Raw genomic sequence first — 17,515 nt, 5'->3', positions numbered from 1 at the left:
AAGCGCGCGCTGTCAGTTGGAGATTGCGCCATCTACCAGCACTTGGGCTTCTTCCACGAGCTTTTTGAGATGATCTTCGCCAATAAAGCTCTCTGCGTAGATTTTGTAGATATCCTCGGTGCCCGATGGCCGTGCGGCAAACCAGCCGTTTTCGGTCATCACTTTCAAGCCGCCAATCGCCTGGTTATTGCCCGGCGCGTGGCTGAGGATCTGCTGGATGCTTTCGCCGGCCAGTTCGGTGGAAGTCACCTGCTCGGGCGACAGTTTGCCCAGCAAGGCTTTCTGCGCCGGCGTGGCTTTGGCGTCGACCCGAATGGCGAACGGCTCACCCAGCGCGTCGGTCAGGCCACGGTAGATCTGGCTTGGGTCCTGGCCTTTGCGCGAGGTCATCTCGGCGGCCAGCAACGCGGGAATCAGGCCGTCCTTGTCGGTGCTCCAGACGCTGCCGTCCTTGCGCAGGAATGACGCCCCGGCGCTTTCTTCGCCGCCAAACCCCAGCGAACCGTCGAACAAGCCATCGGCAAACCACTTGAAGCCCACCGGCACTTCATACAAACGACGCCCGATACGCGCGGCCACACGATCGATCAAACCGCTGCTGACCACGGTTTTGCCCACCGCCGCATCGGCGCGCCAGTCAGGACGGTTCTGGAACAGGTAGTCGATGGACACCGCCAGGTAGTTGTTCGGCGCCAACAGCCCGCCGGACGGGGTGACGATGCCGTGGCGATCGTGGTCCGGGTCGCAGGCGAAGGCGACGTCAAAACGCTCTTTCAACCCGATCAAGCCCTGCATGGCATAGCTGGAGGATGGGTCCATGCGGATCTGGCCGTCCCAGTCGACACTCATAAAGCGGAACGTGGAATCGACTTCGGTGTTGACCACGTCCAGGTTCAGGCGGTAGTGCTCGGCGATCGCCGACCAATAGCGCACCCCTGCTCCGCCCAAAGGATCGACGCCCAGGCGCAGATCGGCGCTGCGGATCGCGTCCATGTCGATCACATTGATCAGGTCGGCCACGTAGCTGTTGAGGTAGTCGTGGCGATGGGTGGTCTCGGCCTTGAGGGCCTTGGCGTGGGTGATGCGCTTGACCCCTGCCAGCTTGTTCGCGAGCAGCTCGTTGGCCTTGGCTTCGATCCACTTGGTCACGTGGGTATCGGCCGGACCACCGTTGGGCGGGTTGTACTTGTAGCCGCCACTCTGCGGCGGGTTGTGAGACGGCGTGATCACGATGCCGTCAGCCAGGCCGCTGGTACGGCCGCGGTTGTAGCAAATGATGGCGTGGGAAATCGCCGGCGTCGGCGTGTACTCATCGCCTTCTGCCAGCATCACGTGCACGCCGTTGGCGGCCAGGACTTCCAGGGCGCTGGCACCGGCGGGCGTCGACAGCGCGTGGGTGTCGAGGCCGACGAACAGCGGTCCGTTGATGCCTTGGGCTTCACGGTACAGGCAGATCGCCTGGCTGATGGCGAGCACGTGCCATTCGTTGAAGCTCAGCTCGAACGAGCTGCCACGGTGGCCGGAGGTACCAAAGGCCACGCGCTGGGTGGAGATCGCTGCATCAGGCTGGCCAGTGTAATAGGCCGTGACCAGTCGCGGGATATCCACCAGCAACTGGGCCGGCGCCGGTTTGCCCGCAAAAGGACTGATTGTCATGCATAAACCTCGAAAAGAAGGATTTGGAAAAGGGCAGTTTACTGAGAGTTGGACTACTGCGCGACGTTATCGATCCTACAACAATGACAGAAATTTCAGCTCGTCTGCGCCTTGTGCAGTGCATCACTCAGCGCCGTCAGAGCAATGTCCAGATTAGGCTGCCCATGAAAGGTGTGGCTAAAACGCAGGTTCTGGTGGTGCAGGCCACTGACGCTGAACAACTCCCCCGGCGCAATCACCACCTGCTGCGCCAGCAAGCGCTGAAACACTTGGCGCATGTCCACCGCACGCGTGGAGGCCAGCCAGAACGCTGCCCCTGCTGCCGGCATGTGATAGGCCACCTGGTCGCCCAACTGCTGATCCAGACGTCGGCTCATCTGCGCGGCTTGTTCACACAGTTGTTGGCGCAGTGAACCCAGGTGCTGGTCGATTCGCCCGCTTTGATACAGACGCGCGATGGCACGCTGGCGAATCGACGACACGCGAAATGCACGCTGCAGGAACTGGCGCTGCAACTCAGTGCTCAGGTGCCGCGACAGCAGATAACCATAGGGCGCTTCGGAGCCGAGTAATTTATCGAACGAGGAAAATACGATCAGTCGCTCGGGGTTCACCAGTTCGCGCAGTGGCGTGTGCGTGCTATCGAAGCTCAGCGCGCCGAAGGTGTCGTTCTCCAGTAACCAGCAGCCGTGCTGTCCCAGCAATCGCGCCGTCTCCTGGCGCTCGCAGCGCGACATCGTGACGCCGGAAGGCAGGCTGACCTTAGATGAGAGCATCACCAGGTGCACCGTTTCGTCACGCAGCAGTTGCTCCAGGGTCGCGCGGTCCAGGCCGCCCGCGGGGGTCCACGGCAATTCGAGGATCCGCACCCCGGCATCCTGCAACAGGCGCAAGACCTGCCAGTCACAGGGCGATTCCACAATCACCGTGGTACCGCGCAGGCCCAACACGTCGATCAGGATGTCCAGCACACCGCGCAGGTCGGCACCAATGTACACATCATCGGCATTCCAGCAGTGGGTGGGCGATGAGGTGTACCGCGCGGCCAGCACAGCGCGTAACTCCCACACCCCATAAGGTTGCGACCACGGCTGCAAGTGTTGCGGATACTGGCGCACCAACTCGCGTTCCAGGCGCAACAGGGCCGCGTCCAGGGAGGCGAGCAGCGCCGGTTCATCGCCACTGAACACCACCATCCCGGGGCGCCGGGCCGCCGCGTAGAGACGGTCGAGCAAATCGCCGCCCGCCCACGCCGGCGGGTGTTTGGACATGGGCCAGGCGTAGTATCCGGACTTGGCCACCGAATAAATCCGGCCCTCCTTCTCCAGCAGCGCATAGGCGTACTGGATCGTCGAGATCGACACGTTCAGGCGCCCGGCCAGTTGCCGCAGTGACGGCAGCTTTACCGGGGTGTCGCTGCTGACTTCGTTGATCAGGTTGATCAGATAACGGTAGACCGCCTGATAGGCGAAATCCGCCTGACGCTCGCCACGCAGGGTCATCGCCCGGACAATTGCGCGGCCTGCGCCGGGCCATGAGCGGCACGGGTACGCCGCACACCCACGGACGGCCGTTTACGATACAGGTGCTGTAACAACGGCAAGGGCAAACCGCTGGTGTCGGTGAGCCACTGCTGCAGCATGTCGGCCGACGGCTTGCCCTGAAGCACCTTATGCAACTCCGGCAGCGCCACCAGCATGCCCGGATGACATTGACGCAAATAGCCTTCGAGGCGCTCGCCGTGATGGATGAAGGGTGAGAACAACAGGCAAATCAATTGCGTTTCATCCACGCCAAAAAACGCCTCGGCATAGGTACTTGCCAGCATCCGCCCTTCAGCGGTCCCCGCCTGGGCCAGCCATTCTTCGGGCACGTGCAGACGACGCAGGTAGGACGCTGCTTGCTGCATGAACCCTTCGACCCCTTCTTCATAGTCCAAATCACGCAGGCATTCGGCCTGCAACCCTTGCAAGTGGGCCATCAACAGCGGATTCGAGCAGGCCGGATGGCTGAAGTGAAAACCCAGCGGGTCGGGGGTAAAGGCCATGAATTCGGTCAGCAACGACGATGAGTCCAGGTCAACGTCTTCCAGCAGGTCTGCGATGCCGATGTAGCTCAGGTGGCGGTGGCTGCCTTCGCTGGGTGTTTCAGGGAGCTCATGGTGCTCGCCGAACACGTCATGGTAGTAGCCGGCACTCCACGCCTCCATCCGCGCGAACACCGCATTGAGGGAACGCGCCCGCCCTTTGGTTATCGGCATGCCGGCGGCTTGGGCGGCTTTTTTGAGCCAAGCGAGGAACTGGCCTTGCTTACGCGCAGAATCGCCGCTGACCAACGCGTGGACGCCGCCATTACAGGTGGTGACACGCTGATAGAAGTCACCAAGGGCCAGGTAGGTGTCGTTGCACAATGTTGCGCGACTGTCTCCGGCACTCATGTGCCCGATCATCAACCTCGCGCGCTGGGTGATCTCTCGCCCTGCCGCCGAGGCTGGACGCTGATGATTGAAGGGCTGAATCTCCTGGTTTTCCACCATCAGCAGTTCGACACGCGGGTCATCGTGAAGGAACAAACGGCCGTAGCCCCGGTTGAGCGTATCGAACTGGGCGTCGGTAATTCCTGCGTGCCGTAACGTTGCAACCCGCAACTGAAAGGTGCGCGGCGCCCGCCCCGCAATGGTCAACTGAGCGGCACGCAACAACGCGAGGGTGTAACTGCTGACTTCACCGCCGCCGTGAGCCAACAGCACTTTAAAGTCCCCTACCTGTTCCATCCCCCCCGCCGCCACGATTATTCGTTGGACTAACAGTTGGAGTGCCGTGCGTCCTGCGCGGCTCAAATGCCCGATCAAGCGTTGCAGAACTTGTTGATAAACATGGTTCATTGCCTGCTCGTGAATAGTGCTCATAGTTCTACTACCTGAGTTGGAAGATCAGTTTCAAGCAACGACTGACAGTGTTTGCTCGACCTATTGCATGGGTAGGAAAATTGCGCGACACCTTGTGCGTCGATGAATAAACCCTAGCACTTTGCAACACACCAACAGGGGCGCGCCTGGGCGCACATCCCCACCCTAAAATGACGCAAGTCTTTGATTTAAATTAGTCATGTTGAAAGTTGTTGAACGCCTTAAGACGCTTCCGACAGCTTCCTACAGAGTTTTAACCATGACTTTAGGGAAGCGTCCGACAGGTCGGCTCGAAAGCATTTTTCCATGGGTTCAATAGCAACCTCTGCATGAAATACTCACGCCGTGCACGCACAGGAGATAAACACTTAGTTGGAGTAACGGTGGATAACCGCGCCATAAAATCAATCATTGCTCAATCCTTGAGATGACACTGAAGGCGTAATTATCAGCGCTGGAATAATGATTAATAGATACAGAACCTGGCCGAAAACCAGTGCAGATGAACAGGCGCTGACACCTTGAGGAGGCACACACAAGGACGCCGCCCTGGGATTCAGGGCGGCGTCAGGGAGAAAACGCAGGATTTGCGGGCCTAAGGTGCCAGGGTGGCGCGTCAGGGGGTGCGCAGGTTAAGCCCTGACAAATGGCGCATTTGCCCCATCCGATCAGACGTCGGCGCATTCATTTGCGAATACTCCTACAGCTCAAACAGCTTCAACCTGCAACGCCACTCGCTCTCGGCATGGACATTCGTCCATGTAACGGTGCGCTTCGACGAACTGCTTGAACGGAAACACCGTGGTTTTCAGCGGGACGAGCACCCGGTCGGCAGTCAACTGGTTGATATCGCGCAGCGCGCGTTGCAATGCAACGTGGTCCTGGATGATCCCCAGTTCCGGTTTGCCGGTAAAGTTGCCGATGCAGTGCACAAAGAACTGAATGTTCTTTTGGAACGCCGCACAGGCGGGAAACGGCGTCTGGTTGCCACCCTGCAAGCCGTACAGCACCAGGCTGCCACGGGGCGCCAGGACATCGCCAAGCAGGGACATCTGTGGCCCCCCCAGACCATCGAATACCACGTCAACGCCGCGGTTGTCGGTGAACTTGTTGATCTGCATGAGCAGATCCTGCTCTTCGGTGACAATGACCTTTTCGGCGCCGAGCGACAGCAGGTATTCGCGCTCTGCGCTGTCCTTGGTCGCAGCAATCACCCGCACACCCAGGGCCTTGCCCAGTTGCACAAATGACGGCCCGGCGCAGTGGCTGGCGTCGGTTACCAGGGCGAATTGGCCCGGTTTGACCCGTGCCAAATCCACGTAGGCAAAATAGGCAATCAACAGCGGCGTGTAGTGCACGCTCGCTTCGATAGGGCTCAAGACGTCCGGGTAGCGGGTCAGGGCCGAACGGGGCATCACAATCTGTTCGCCATACACCAGGTAATCATTAGGGCTCTCGGCCGGAAAACTGGCCACTTTATCGCCCACCGCCAGATCATCGACTCCGTCGCCCAGGGCAACCACAACCCCGGCCATTTCATGACCAAGGCCCGAGGGAAGACGTGCATGGGAAGACGCCAGGTTCTGACGCCATAAAATGTCATACCAACTGACGCCGATCGCTTCGACACGCACCTGCACTTCGCCCGGTGCGGGCTGCGCGGCTGCATGCTCTTCGCATTTGAGCACCTCGGCCGGACCAAACTTGTGAAAACGGATCGTGCGGGACATCGCAAACCTCGTCAAAGTAACCTCTAATGCCATGAACTCTATCTGGGCTTTCCCGGTAAAACCACAGGTCGCTATTAATAGTCGACATGCCTGTCATTGATTCCGCCTGTAAGGAGCAGACCTCAGCAGTCGCGGAAAAACTCAATTGGATCGTAGGAAAACTCAATTAGCCGGTGCAGAGTACCAGCCTTTGCCCGTAAGATTCATGCCGGGCATTGTTCTTACGTGACCGCTCTCGTCAAGTTCGCTGACTCTTCCAGGACACAAGATGAACCGTAACGACCTGCGTCGTGTCGACCTTAACCTCTTGATCGTATTCGAAACCTTGATGCATGAGCGCAGCGTGACCCGCGCCGCCGAGAAACTGTTTCTCGGCCAGCCGGCCATCAGCGCGGCATTGTCACGCCTGCGCGGCCTGTTTGATGACCCACTGTTTGTGCGCACCGGCCGCAGCATGGAACCGTCGGCCCGTGCGGTGGAGATCTTCGCCCTGCTCTCCCCGGCGCTGGACTCGATCTCCACCGCCGTCAGCCGCGCCGCCGAATTCGACCCGGCGACCAGCACCGCGGTGTTCCGTATCGGCCTGTCCGACGATGTTGAATTTGCCCTGCTGCCTCCATTGCTCAAACGCCTGCGTGCCGAAGCTCCCGGCATCGTGCTGGTGGTGCGCCGCGTCAACTACATCCTGATGCCCGGGCTGTTGGCTTCCGGCGAAATTTCCATCGGCGTCAGCTACACCGCCGATCTGCCGGCCAACGCCAAACGCAAAGTCCTGCGCCGCAGCATGCCGAAACTGCTGCGCGCCGACAGCGTACCGGGCTCCCTGAGCCTGGACGACTTCTGCGCCCGCCCCCATGCCCTGGTGTCGTTCGCCGGCGATTTGAGCGGGTTCATTGATGAAGAACTGGAAAAGCTCGGCCGCAAACGTCACGTGGTACTGGCCGTACCGCAATTCAACGGCCTGGGCACCTTGCTTGCGGGCACCGACATCCTCGCGACCGTCCCGGACTATGCGGCGCAGGCACTGACCTCAGCGGGCGGCTTGCGCGCCGAAGACCCACCGCTGCCGGTGCGTAGTTTTGAACTGCATATGGCTTGGCGAGGCTCGCAGGACAATGATCCGGGGGAGCGTTGGTTGCGGTCGCGGATTCAGATGTTTTTTGGCGATCCTGAGAGTCTTTGATTCAAGCCGTCGCACACTTAAACGCTAGATGACCGGGCACTCACAACGGCCCGCAAAAGAGCTGCAGGCACTGCTGCTGAGCCAGATGGTTGGCGACCAGCAAGGTACGCCAACCCTCAAGATCATATGACAGCACCTGCCACACCAGCCACAGCCACAGGTAGCTGAGTTGGAACACCACCTAGGTCAATCCTTATCCGTACCGTCCATGACACGGCGGGCTTTGGCGACCGTGTCTGCGCCCAGGCGTCCTTGCTCCACCAGTGCATGGAGAGCCGTCAGGCAGATCGCCTGGCTATCCACCTCGAAGTAACGCCGCAGGGCGCGCCGGGTGTCTGAACAGCCGAAGCCATCCGTGCCCAGCACCTTGAACGGCGCACTGACATAGGGAGCGATGAGTTGCGCATAGGCCCTGACATAGTCCGTCGCCGCCACGACCGGCGCGGCCCCGCCCAGGCATTGCTCGACATGTCCCAGTGTCGTCTGCGCACCCGCCAGACGCGCGTGTTGGGCAGTCCTGGCATCGCGTTCAAGCTCGCTGAAACTGGTGACACTCCAGACCTGCACCGTCACGCCCCATTGCTCGCGCAGCCGGTTCGCCGCCGCCAGCACTTCATTGAGGATCGCGCCGCTTCCAAGCAGGCGCACCAACGGCGCGTCCGACCCGGCGTCCAGTGTGTCGAGCAGGTACATGCCCTTGATCACATCCGCCTCGGCACCGTCCGGCAGCGACCGTTGCAGGTAATTTTCATTGGTCACGGTGAGGTAGTAAAAGACGTCCTCCTGGGCGGTCAGCATGCACTTGAGCCCATGGTCCACAATCACTGCCAATTCACCGGCAAACGCCGGGTCGTAGGCTCGGCAGTTGGCTACGGTCGCCGCGACAACATGGCTTGAACCGTCTTGATGCTGCAACCCCTCCCCGGCCAGGGTCGTGCGCCCTGACGTCGCCCCGATCAGAAAGCCGCGGGTGCGCTGGTCAGCCGCGGCCCAGATCAAGTCGGCAACACGCTGGAAGCCGAACATGGAATAGAAAATGTACACCGGCAGCATCGCTATGCCGTGGGTGCTGTAGGCGGTACCTGCTGCGATCCATGAAGACATCGCCCCAGCCTCGGTGATGCCTTCCTCAAGGATCTGACCATCGCGAGCCTCGCGGTACGACACGATAGAATCCTTGTCCTCGGGTATATAAAGTTGGCCTTGGGGCGAATAGATACCGTACTTGTGGAAGAGATTGGCCATGCCGAACGTTCGTGCCTCGTCGGCCACAATCGGCACGATGCGCTCGCCTAACACCGGAGCCTTGAGCAATGTGCCCAACATGCGCACGAACGCCAGGGTGGTGGACATCGGTTTGCTTTCCCCCGCCGACGCAAAGCCTGCGAATTCACTGGCCGCCGGCGTTTCCAAAGGCACTGCAACGCTGCTTCGGCTTGGCAGATAACCGTGGAGGGCCTGACGACAGCTGTGCAGGTAGCGCATCACAGGGCTGTCGGCTTCAGGCTTGAACAACCGAGCAGCATGAACATCCTCGTCGCTCAGGGGCAGCGCGAAGCGGTCGCGGAACGCCAACAGCGCCTCAGCGTCGAGCTGTTTCTGCTGGTGCGCGATCATCTTGCCTTGCCCCCAGCGGCCCATGCCATGGGCCGCACAGGTCGATCAGTTGCGAGGTCATCGCCAGCAGTTGATCGTGCATGTCGCCCCACAAAGATCTTGTCGCCGACCGAAGCGACGAAGGCTTCATTCGCACAGGCCGCAAGGGCACCGGTACGGAAGCTGCCTCCGCGATCAGGCCACCGACAATCGCGCGTGCGCCGACCTTGGCCGGAATCCCGGTGAATTCCAACCGGGTACCTAACCGGTTATAGATGGAGGCCGAGAGGACATCCGCAGCCGCACTGATACTGGCCTGGGCCAGATTGTTCTTGAAGCTGGTCCGAGGACCAGCAACAAAACGCTTGGGCGCTCGTTAAAGAACATGCACCACGGCATCGCTCGATAGGTAGCCGTGAACTATCGATTTAGCGACGGGAAACGCAGGCATTGACCGGCGGTATCCGACCGCGCCAGGGTTGGGCCCGCTCCAACTGCGCCGCGAGGGCAAACAGGGTACTTTCTTCGCCAAAGCGAGCGGCGAAGTGGGCGCCCATCGGCAAGCCGGCAGCGCTCCAGTACAACGGCACTGACATTGCCGGTTGCCCGCTGGCATTGAACAGTGCCGTGAACGGCGAGTAGCTGTGAAACTGTTCAATCAGCTCCTCCAGGCTCAGGCGGTCGTCTTGCGGATGCAGCTCACCGATCGGCACCGGCTCGCGTGCCAGGGTCGGTGTGAGGATCAGGTCGTAATCCTGCATGAACACCGCCAACTGCCGACCTAAGGCATGAATCCACTCCACCGCCCCCGCGTACTGCGCCCCACTGACATCCCCCTTGCTGCGCAAAATAATGCGGGTGCGGGCTTCCAGCTCCTCAGGCTGCACAGCGAAACCGCGCATCTGCCCCAACACATCGACATAGTGGCGAGTGCTTGCACCGATGATGGTGAAGACCTGATCGAGAAACGCCGGCAGCGCCACCGGCAAGCTGACCAGTTCAACGCGGTGGCCCAGGGATTCGCACAACCTGGCGGCCTGGCGCACGGCTTCCACACTTTCGCTGGAGGTCGGCCAAGGCCCGAGTTGCTCAACGAGGGCAATACGCAGCGACCGGGGGTCACGCTGCAGCGCGGTGACATAGGGCTGCGCTTGCAGCGGCGCGGCATAAGGTGCGCCCAGGTCCATCCCGGCCGTGGCATCCAGCAGCGCGGCGCTGTCACGCACCGACAAAGTAATCGCATGGGGGGTGCCCATGCCGGCCCAGCCCTCGCCGACCATCGGCCCGGACGGCAACAGCCCACGGCTGGGCTTGAGGCCGAACACCCCACAGCAGGACGCCGGCACACGCAAGGAACCGCCGCCGTCGTTGCCATGGGCAAACGGTACGACACGGGCCGCCACCAAAGCGGCCGCGCCGCCGCTGGAACCGCCAGCGCTGTGGCCGATATTCCAGGGGTTGCGTGTGGCGCCAAAGCGCTTGGATTCGGTGGAGTACGACGTGCCGAACTCGGGTGAGGTGCTGGTGCCGAGAATCACACACCCGGCACGGCGGATACGGCTTACGTGCTCAGCTTCAAAGTCCGCGCGAAAGCCTCCCAGCGCTTGCGAGCCATTGGTCATCGCCGCGCCGTTGACCGGCGAAAACAGGTCCTTGATCAAGGTCGGTACCCCGGCGAACACGCCGTGACCCGGCCGCGATGCGAGTGCCGCCGTACGGGCGGCATCATAAAGCCGCTCGGCGACCGCATTGAGCTGAGGTTCGACCCGTTCAATACGATCAATCACCGCCTCCAGCAGCTCGCCAGGTTGCACGTCGCCGCGCCTGACACATTCGGCCAGGCCGGTGGCGTCTTCGATGTCCAGCAGGTTCTGGATGTCCATTTTTATCTCCTTTTAATTACGAATGACTTGAGCCGAATGCCGGCGCGTGCGCTTTGCGCCACGCTTGCAGACCTGCCAGCGCCCAGACCAGGGCAGAGGCGAAACTGACGATCGCCAACCATTGGATGGAGTGGCGCAGGTCGCCCGAGTAAGCACTGAGGACGGCCACCACCAGCGGGCTGACAAATTGGCCGAAGTACAGAAACGCGGTGAACCCACCCAGACCGCGCCCTCGGTTTCCGGCACTCAGGGCATTCATTACCGGCGTCATCGCGTTAGGTACCAGCAGACCGGCGCCCAGGCCGTGAATCAGCACCGCCAGCAACACCGTGTTGTAGCTTTGCCCGCGCATCAGCAGCCATAACCCCAGGCCCAGCAGGGTCAGCAACAATGCATTGCACCCGAGGATGCCTATGCGGCGGCGCAGCAGCGGCCAGGACAATGAACCGACCAGGGTCGCCAGCAACCCCAGGCCTGCCGACAGCCCGATCATCGTGCTCGACGTGACACCCAGGCTGACCAGCAGAATCGGCGCCTGGATCGGCACGATAAAACTCAGGACCATACCGCTGAGGATCAGCAGATAACCGAGCACCAAGGGTACGATCGCCACCCTGCCCTGGCCGGGCGTCGCGACGGTGTGCCGGGGCGCTGTGGGTTCCCATAGCACCTTCATCATCACCGGCACCAGCAGCAGTGGCAGCAGGTACAACAAAAACGGCAGGCGCCAGGAGTGTTCGCCCAACGCTCCGCCCACCACAAAGAACAGCGCGCCGACCAGGCCGATGGTGACCACCTGCCGATTGATGTAGCGCAGCCGTTCCTCGCCGTGCCAATAGTCGGCAATCAGTGTGGCGCAACAGGTCATCACCGCGGCCTCCGCCGCACCGAACAACAGGCGTACGCCAACGATGGCGGGCAAGTTATCCAGCAGCGCCGGAATGGCCCCGAGCACGGCATACAAAAGGGTGGCGATCACCAGCAACGCTTTACGCCCTACCCGGTCGGCCAACCAGCCAACCAGGGGCGCGCACAGTGCAATCGCCAGCGCAGGGCCGGTCACCGCCAACGGCACCAATAGATCCGCACGCGGTTCCAGCGGGCCGAACTCGGCGCCGAGCTTGGGCAGGATCGGCGCGACCATGACCGCGCCCATGATGGTCAGGCTGCTGCCCAGCATCAGCACCAGCCCTTCACGGCGTCCGGTGGCTTGCCGTAGTGATGGAGAATCGGAATAGGATGAGTTCATGGCCAGCCCCTTAGAAACTTTGAGAAATGCGCAGCGCCACGGTGTAGCCCTCGGCACGGTTGCGGGCATCGGTTTCCTTATAGACATGCAGCCACACGGGCGGCAGGCCCGGCTTGAAGTAACTCACGGCAGGACCTACAGCCAGCACCCGCGCGCGGTTGCCTGATTGCAGGCCGGGCGCATCGTCATCGCTGAACTGGCGGTAGTAGTAGCCGCCCAGGCCCAGTGTCCACGGCCCCACATGTTGGCCCACGGCAAACTCGTGCCGGTACTCGACACCGCTTTTGTAATCGGTCGCGGGGTTACGGGTATTGACGTCGACTTCAAAGCTTGACGAAACCTCAAAGCCACTGTCGGTGATGTAAGTGGCGTTGACGATCGATGAGAACGTCCAGTGATTGAGCCCTGGGGAGATCAACCGGTTCTTGTCGTAATCCCCCGTGGGCGTCTGGATCTGCAACTGCGTGTTGATAAACAGATTCGGCGAGAGGCTCCACTGCAGGATCACCGGCAACAGTTGCACGTCGGCCATTCGAAACGGATCGGCTTCCAGGCTCAGCGGCCCCACCGGCGTCTGTACCTTGATGGAAGCGTCCATCTTGAAAAACGGCACCACGGCGCCGAAACCATAGGTGGCACCCAATACGGTGTAATCGGTCATGCGCATATAGGCGAGGCCGATGGACAACACATCCAGTGAGAAGTGGTTGTCGACAGGGCGCCCTTGGCGATTCTTCTGCACGTTGGCCGAATAGAACGCCGTGCGCAGCCCCAGTGTCCCGAAAGGCGTGGCCGGCGGCATCATCCCCGCGCCGAAATCGTACACACCGACGGCGGTGGTCGGCGCGCCGCTCTCGGTGGCCTGGACACTGGCGCAGCAACCCAACAGCCCCAGGGTGAACAGCGTCATACGTGCGGCGCTTGCGTTATTGTTATGAATCATCGAATGCCCCTCCCATCAAGTGGTGTGGGCCATCCTAGTAACGCGCAACGTGAGCCGGTTATCCGTTTTCAGCAGAGTTGAGTGCGGCGCAGGGTTTGCGAAGGACTTTCGCCAAACATGGTGCGGTAATCGCTGGAGAACCGGCTCAAATGCCAGAACCCCCAGCGCGCCGCCACTTCCTGTACACCGTGGGCTTGGGTGCTGGTTCGCAGTTCGCGACGCACCGCATTGAGGCGCAACGCACGCAGATAGGCCACCGGGTTGATGCCCAGGGTTTCCTGAAAACAGTATTGGAGTTTGCGTCGGCTGGCGCCGATGTGGTTGCACAGGTCGAGGATCGACAGCGGTTCGTCGAGGTGACTCAACGCGTATTCGCGAGCGCGGTCGACCATCCTTTTACGCGCCGTGGGGTTGAGGGGGGGCGCGTGGTCCGGCGCGATCAACTCCAGCACATGCAACATCACCGCATCGCGTATGCCGCGCCGGATCGAATCATGCCCCAGCATGGCATGACGGCCCTGATCGCAGCCCGCCAGTTCATCGAACAACGCCGCGAGGTCACGTTGCACGGATGATTGGCCCAGGCGGTAACACTTGGGAAGATCGGTAATTCGAAACTGACTGCGTTGACGCTTCAACAGATGTTCCAGTGCGCGCTCGTCAATGGCCACCCCGAGCAGGTCCAGGTGCTGTGGGGTATGCAGCTCGGGAAGGTTATCACCGTGGGCAACCAACAGGCTGGGCTCGTGGATCGGATGCCCCGAGCAATACACCGGACCGCTGGCACTCAAGGGAAGGCTGAAGGTGATTGCGCCTTTCCAGGCAGAGCCATGTTTGACCATGGCCTGATTAGAGCGGTCGCGCACCAGTTGCATCCAGTCCGAACGGAACGCCACCAACTCACCGGTAAAGGTGCCGGGGGATAACTGATCGTAGCGAACCTGCCAGCCGTCCATATTGCGCGCATGTTCATCGATGTCGCTGGTCAGAAAACGCTGGAGGGGTAACGTCGGTGCAGGCACCAACGAGGCCGCAGGCATCAGCACATTATTATTGTTCATTGACCCAACCTTTTTTCAGTTGCAAGGCTTACAGGTCATAGCGCACGCAAGTTCCATTCCGAACCCAGGGCAGATCGTGCATTTGTGCCGAAAACGGATAGTGAGGATTCAGGCCCGCGACGTTATCAGTGGGCAAAGACGTTCATCTATTAATTAAATGTTAGCCCTTCAAGGCTTGATGTTTTTCAGCTCATTGAGCAAGCCCAGCAACTGCTCCATTTTCTCGGTGCCAAACTGCGCTTCGATTTTCTGGTAGTTGCTTTCCATGCCTTCGCTCATGGAAACGAAGCATTGCTGGCCGCGCTCGGTGAGGCCCACGAACACCCGGCGTTGATCCTGGCTGGACTTCTGCCGACGCACCAGGCCGTCGCGCTCCAGGCGCGTCAACACTCCGGTCATGCTCGGTTTGAGGATGCAGGCCTGCTGGGCGAGCTGGTGGCTTTCGAGTTCGCCCTGCTGGCGCAGGATCCGAATGACCCGCCACTGTTGCTCAGTCAGTTCATGCTTGTTCAGGGCCGGACGGAAGAACGCCATTGCGGCTTCACGGGCTTGCAGCAGGGTCAATGTCAGCGAAGGTCTGGGGTTGGCCATGACGGCACCACTTAAATGGGCGAGTCGGCAGCTTAGTGTCGCCGGCCAGCGGCCGCAAGCGGCGCTGGCGCTGTGAAAAGTACAATCGGTTCCGCGTAAAAGCCATTCTGTCGCACGGCGGCGATGCGCATGATGATCCGTACAAGATCAACAAAACCAAGGCGCTACGCCCCTATGCCTGGCTCAACGCAACCCCGATTGGCGCTGGCGGTACTCCCCGGGAGTGAGCTGTGCGTAACGCTGGAAAAAACGACTGAAATAGGCCGGGTCCTTGAACCCCAGCTGATAGCAGATCTCGTTGGCCGAGCTGCCGGTAAACAGCAGCAGGCGCTTGGCTTCCTGCATCAGGCGCTCCAGGATCAGGCGCTTGGACGGCAGGTCGGCAATGCGTCGGCACACATCGTTGAGCCGCGCCTCTGTCACCCCGATGCCCTGGGCATACCGCGACAAGGGCCAGTGTTGCTGGTAATGCACTTCGATCAGCTCATTGAAGCGGTGGAAGATTTTCAAGTCTTCGTGCCTGGCGGGCGTGGCTTTCAACGAGTGGGAGCACAGCCGCAACAGGCTGATCATGATCAACCGCGTCAAGCTGTCCAGGGCTGCGCTGCGCCCGGAACGCTGGGCTTTCACTTCTTCGCTCAGTTCCTCGAACAGATAATCCAACCGGCGGATATCGCCCGCATATTGCGGCTCCAACTGCGCCAGGGCGACACACGCGGCCGACAATTGCGCACCGGCCGGTGCCAGGCTGGCGTCGGCTTCGATCAGCTGCCACACCAGTTGCTGACGCACCGTCAGCACGTGCCCGTCACTGTCGGCCTCGGTCACAAACGAGTGCGGAATCGTAGGTGGCGTGAGGAAGAACATCGGCCCGGACTCGACGTATTGCTGGTCGTCCAGATACACGCGCACGGTGCCGCTTTTTACGTAGTGAACCTGGAAGAACCGGTCATGCCGGTGAACGGGCATGTTGCGCCCGAAGAAATCCGCCAGGTTCGCCAGTTTGTCGTAGTGGACTTCGGCGTCGCTGTAGCGCTGGTCGTATACCTGGCCAATGTTGATGTTCGGAATGGGTTGACGGTCGCTCATCGCACGCTACTCGTTTTTATTGTGATGGCTGCAGTGCAGCGGCTCTCATCCTGCACCGATTTGGGCGGCACAACCACCGCACAAACAGTCTGCCACCCTTGACGATAGTTAACATCTTAATTATAACTGTTAACACATTAACTAAATGCGGGGCCGCCATGGCTCTGCCAGGAGAAAGCATGAGCCGCGCCTTGCATGACGTCGCGACTGGCACCCTTTTCGGTGTCGCGCTGAACTACCAGGGGCTGCTCAAGCAGCGCCTCGCCGAGTTCGAACAGCCGCCGTATCAGAAACCGCCGGTCAAACCGGTGCTGTTCATCAAGACCCCCAACACGCGCAACCAGCACGGCGCCGAGGTGGTGCATCCAGGTCAGGGCGAACGCTTGCAGCCTGGGCCGGCATTGGGCGTGGTGATGGGCAAGAGCGCCAGCCGCGTCAGCCCGGCCGACGCACTCGATTACGTCGCTGGATTCACCATCGTCAATGAGTTCAGCCTGCCGGAAGACAGCTACTACCGCCCTGCCGTCAAAGCCAAATGCCGCGATGGTTTCTGCGCCATCGGGCCCGAGCTGATACCCACGGCGCAGGTCTCGAACCCGCACAATCTCGCGATCACGCTGTACGTCAACGGCGAGATTCGCCAGCAAAACACCACGGCCAACTTCGTGCGCAACATTCCATTGCTGATCGCCGAGATCAGCGAATTCATGACCCTGCACGCAGGCGATGTGCTGATCACCGGCACACCGGAAGGTCGCGTCGATGTACAACCGGGTGAGACCGTCGAAGTTGAGATCAGCGGTCTGGGCCGCCTCGTCAACCCCATCGTGGCCGCGTCACAGGAGCTCGCATGAAACACGCCCGTATAGCATTTGAAGGCGAAATCCACCTCGCCCACGTCGAAGACAACAACGCGGTACGCCTGGCTGACGGCCGCCTGCTGGCCGAAGACCAGGTGCAATGGCTGCCACCGGCGACCGGCAGCATGTTCGCCCTGGGCCTGAACTATGCCGACCACGCTGCTGAACTGGCTTTCAAACCGCCGACCGAACCGCTGGCCTTCATCAAGTCCGTGGGCACGTACACCGGCCACAATCAGGTGACCTGGCGCCCGGATAACGTCGCTTACATGCACTACGAGTGCGAGCTGGTGGCCGTCATCGGCAAGCCGGCGCGCAACGTCAAGCGCGAAGATGCCCTGGATTACCTGGCGGGCTACACCGTGTGCAACGACTACGCCATTCGCGACTACCTGGAAAACTACTACCGGCCCAACGTGCGCGTGAAAAACCGCGACGCCACCACGCCTGTCGGCCCATGGATCGTCGATGTGGCCGATGTGCCAGACCCTGGCAACCTGACGCTGCGCACCTGGATCAACGGCGAGCTGCGCCAGGAAGGCAGCACCCGGGACATGATTTTCGACATTCCATACCTGATCGAATACCTGTCCAGTTTCATGACCTTGCAACCCGGCGACATGATCGCCACGGGCACGCCCGAAGGCCTGGCGAACGTCGTGCCTGGCGATGAAGTGATTGTGGAAGTCGAAGGCGTAGGCCGCCTGGTTAACCGCATTGTCAGCGAAGCGGCGTTCTTCAGCGCCCGTAAAGAGGCTTGAGCAGC

15 protein-coding genes and 1 pseudogene are annotated in these 17,515 nt (G+C 60.9%); 3 read left to right on the top strand and 13 right to left on the bottom strand.

Annotated features, from left to right (window positions below; genetic code table 11):
* Nucleotides 1-12 precede the first annotated feature (12 nt).
* The 4 genes from pgm to PSH59_RS12960 all read right to left on the bottom strand — a co-directional run bounded on the left by pgm (nt 13) and on the right by PSH59_RS12960 (nt 6,294).
* Nucleotides 13-1,656: a phosphoglucomutase (alpha-D-glucose-1,6-bisphosphate-dependent) gene (pgm, locus tag PSH59_RS12975; protein ID WP_248079143.1), complete on the bottom strand. Its 1,644-nt coding sequence runs from the start codon at nt 1,654-1,656 to the stop codon at nt 13-15.
* Between the two features lie 95 nt (nt 1,657-1,751).
* Nucleotides 1,752-3,158 (bottom strand): PLP-dependent aminotransferase family protein, encoded by a 1,407-nt coding sequence (locus PSH59_RS12970; RefSeq protein ID WP_248079141.1) that lies wholly within the window; start codon nt 3,156-3,158, stop codon nt 1,752-1,754.
* A complete protein-coding gene (locus PSH59_RS12965; protein WP_305392824.1) occupies nt 3,155-4,564 on the bottom strand; it encodes a hypothetical protein in 1,410 nt (469 codons plus the stop codon). Before PSH59_RS12965 ends, PSH59_RS12970 begins: the two co-directional genes overlap by 4 nt.
* A 707-nt stretch (nt 4,565-5,271) precedes the next feature.
* The gene (locus tag PSH59_RS12960; protein WP_305392823.1) at nt 5,272-6,294 is read right to left on the bottom strand and encodes a zinc-dependent alcohol dehydrogenase family protein; all 1,023 of its coding nucleotides are present in this window, start codon (nt 6,292-6,294) and stop codon (nt 5,272-5,274) included.
* 268 nt (nt 6,295-6,562) lie between these two features.
* On the opposite strand from PSH59_RS12960, the gene PSH59_RS12955 reads away from it, so the two are divergent.
* The gene (locus PSH59_RS12955; protein WP_305392822.1) at nt 6,563-7,477 is read left to right on the top strand and encodes a LysR family transcriptional regulator; all 915 of its coding nucleotides are present in this window, start codon (nt 6,563-6,565) and stop codon (nt 7,475-7,477) included.
* Nucleotides 7,478-7,517: 40 nt separating this feature from the next.
* Here PSH59_RS12955 and PSH59_RS12950 read toward each other — a convergent pair whose 3' ends face one another.
* The 9 genes and pseudogenes from PSH59_RS12950 to hpaA all read right to left on the bottom strand — a co-directional run bounded on the left by PSH59_RS12950 (nt 7,518) and on the right by hpaA (nt 15,889).
* Complete coding sequence (locus tag PSH59_RS12950) at nt 7,518-7,658, bottom strand: hypothetical protein (protein ID WP_248079118.1); 141 nt, start codon at nt 7,656-7,658, stop codon at nt 7,518-7,520.
* A gap of 5 nt (nt 7,659-7,663) precedes the next feature.
* Nucleotides 7,664-9,124: pseudogene (locus tag PSH59_RS12945) on the bottom strand (pyruvate dehydrogenase (acetyl-transferring), homodimeric type); the annotation flags it as partial.
* Nucleotides 9,060-9,383: a hypothetical protein gene (locus PSH59_RS12940; protein ID WP_305395296.1), complete on the bottom strand. Its 324-nt coding sequence runs from the start codon at nt 9,381-9,383 to the stop codon at nt 9,060-9,062. The pseudogene PSH59_RS12945 and the gene PSH59_RS12940, both read right to left, overlap by 65 nt.
* A 118-nt stretch (nt 9,384-9,501) precedes the next feature.
* Nucleotides 9,502-10,956, bottom strand: coding sequence for an amidase (locus PSH59_RS12935; RefSeq protein ID WP_305392821.1), 1,455 nt, complete (start codon nt 10,954-10,956; stop codon nt 9,502-9,504).
* A gap of 16 nt (nt 10,957-10,972) precedes the next feature.
* Complete coding sequence (locus PSH59_RS12930) at nt 10,973-12,205, bottom strand: MFS transporter (RefSeq protein ID WP_305392820.1); 1,233 nt, start codon at nt 12,203-12,205, stop codon at nt 10,973-10,975.
* A gap of 10 nt (nt 12,206-12,215) precedes the next feature.
* Nucleotides 12,216-13,148, bottom strand: coding sequence for a transporter (locus PSH59_RS12925; RefSeq protein ID WP_305392819.1), 933 nt, complete (start codon nt 13,146-13,148; stop codon nt 12,216-12,218).
* Nucleotides 13,149-13,216: 68 nt separating this feature from the next.
* On the bottom strand, nt 13,217-14,209 hold the full coding sequence (locus PSH59_RS12920) for a helix-turn-helix domain-containing protein (protein WP_248079105.1): 993 nt from the start codon (nt 14,207-14,209) through the stop codon (nt 13,217-13,219).
* 168 nt (nt 14,210-14,377) lie between these two features.
* The gene (gene hpaR / locus PSH59_RS12915) at nt 14,378-14,800 is read right to left on the bottom strand and encodes a homoprotocatechuate degradation operon regulator HpaR (protein ID WP_305392818.1); all 423 of its coding nucleotides are present in this window, start codon (nt 14,798-14,800) and stop codon (nt 14,378-14,380) included.
* 183 nt (nt 14,801-14,983) lie between these two features.
* Entirely contained in the window at nt 14,984-15,889 is a 906-nt protein-coding gene (gene hpaA, locus PSH59_RS12910) for a 4-hydroxyphenylacetate catabolism regulatory protein HpaA (RefSeq protein ID WP_248079098.1), read from the bottom strand.
* 179 nt (nt 15,890-16,068) lie between these two features.
* Here hpaA and PSH59_RS12905 point away from each other — a divergent pair, with 179 nt between their 5' ends.
* The gene (locus PSH59_RS12905) at nt 16,069-16,743 is read left to right on the top strand and encodes a fumarylacetoacetate hydrolase family protein (protein ID WP_305392817.1); all 675 of its coding nucleotides are present in this window, start codon (nt 16,069-16,071) and stop codon (nt 16,741-16,743) included.
* A complete protein-coding gene (locus tag PSH59_RS12900) occupies nt 16,740-17,510 on the top strand; it encodes a fumarylacetoacetate hydrolase family protein (RefSeq protein WP_305392816.1) in 771 nt (256 codons plus the stop codon). Before PSH59_RS12905 ends, PSH59_RS12900 begins: the two co-directional genes overlap by 4 nt.
* Nucleotides 17,511-17,515 lie beyond the last annotated feature (5 nt).

This window comes from Pseudomonas sp. FP2309, from assembly GCF_030687575.1.
In the GTDB taxonomy this organism is placed as follows: Bacteria; Pseudomonadota; Gammaproteobacteria; order Pseudomonadales; family Pseudomonadaceae; genus Aquipseudomonas.
This window is presented reverse-complemented; position numbering and strand designations above follow the sequence as displayed.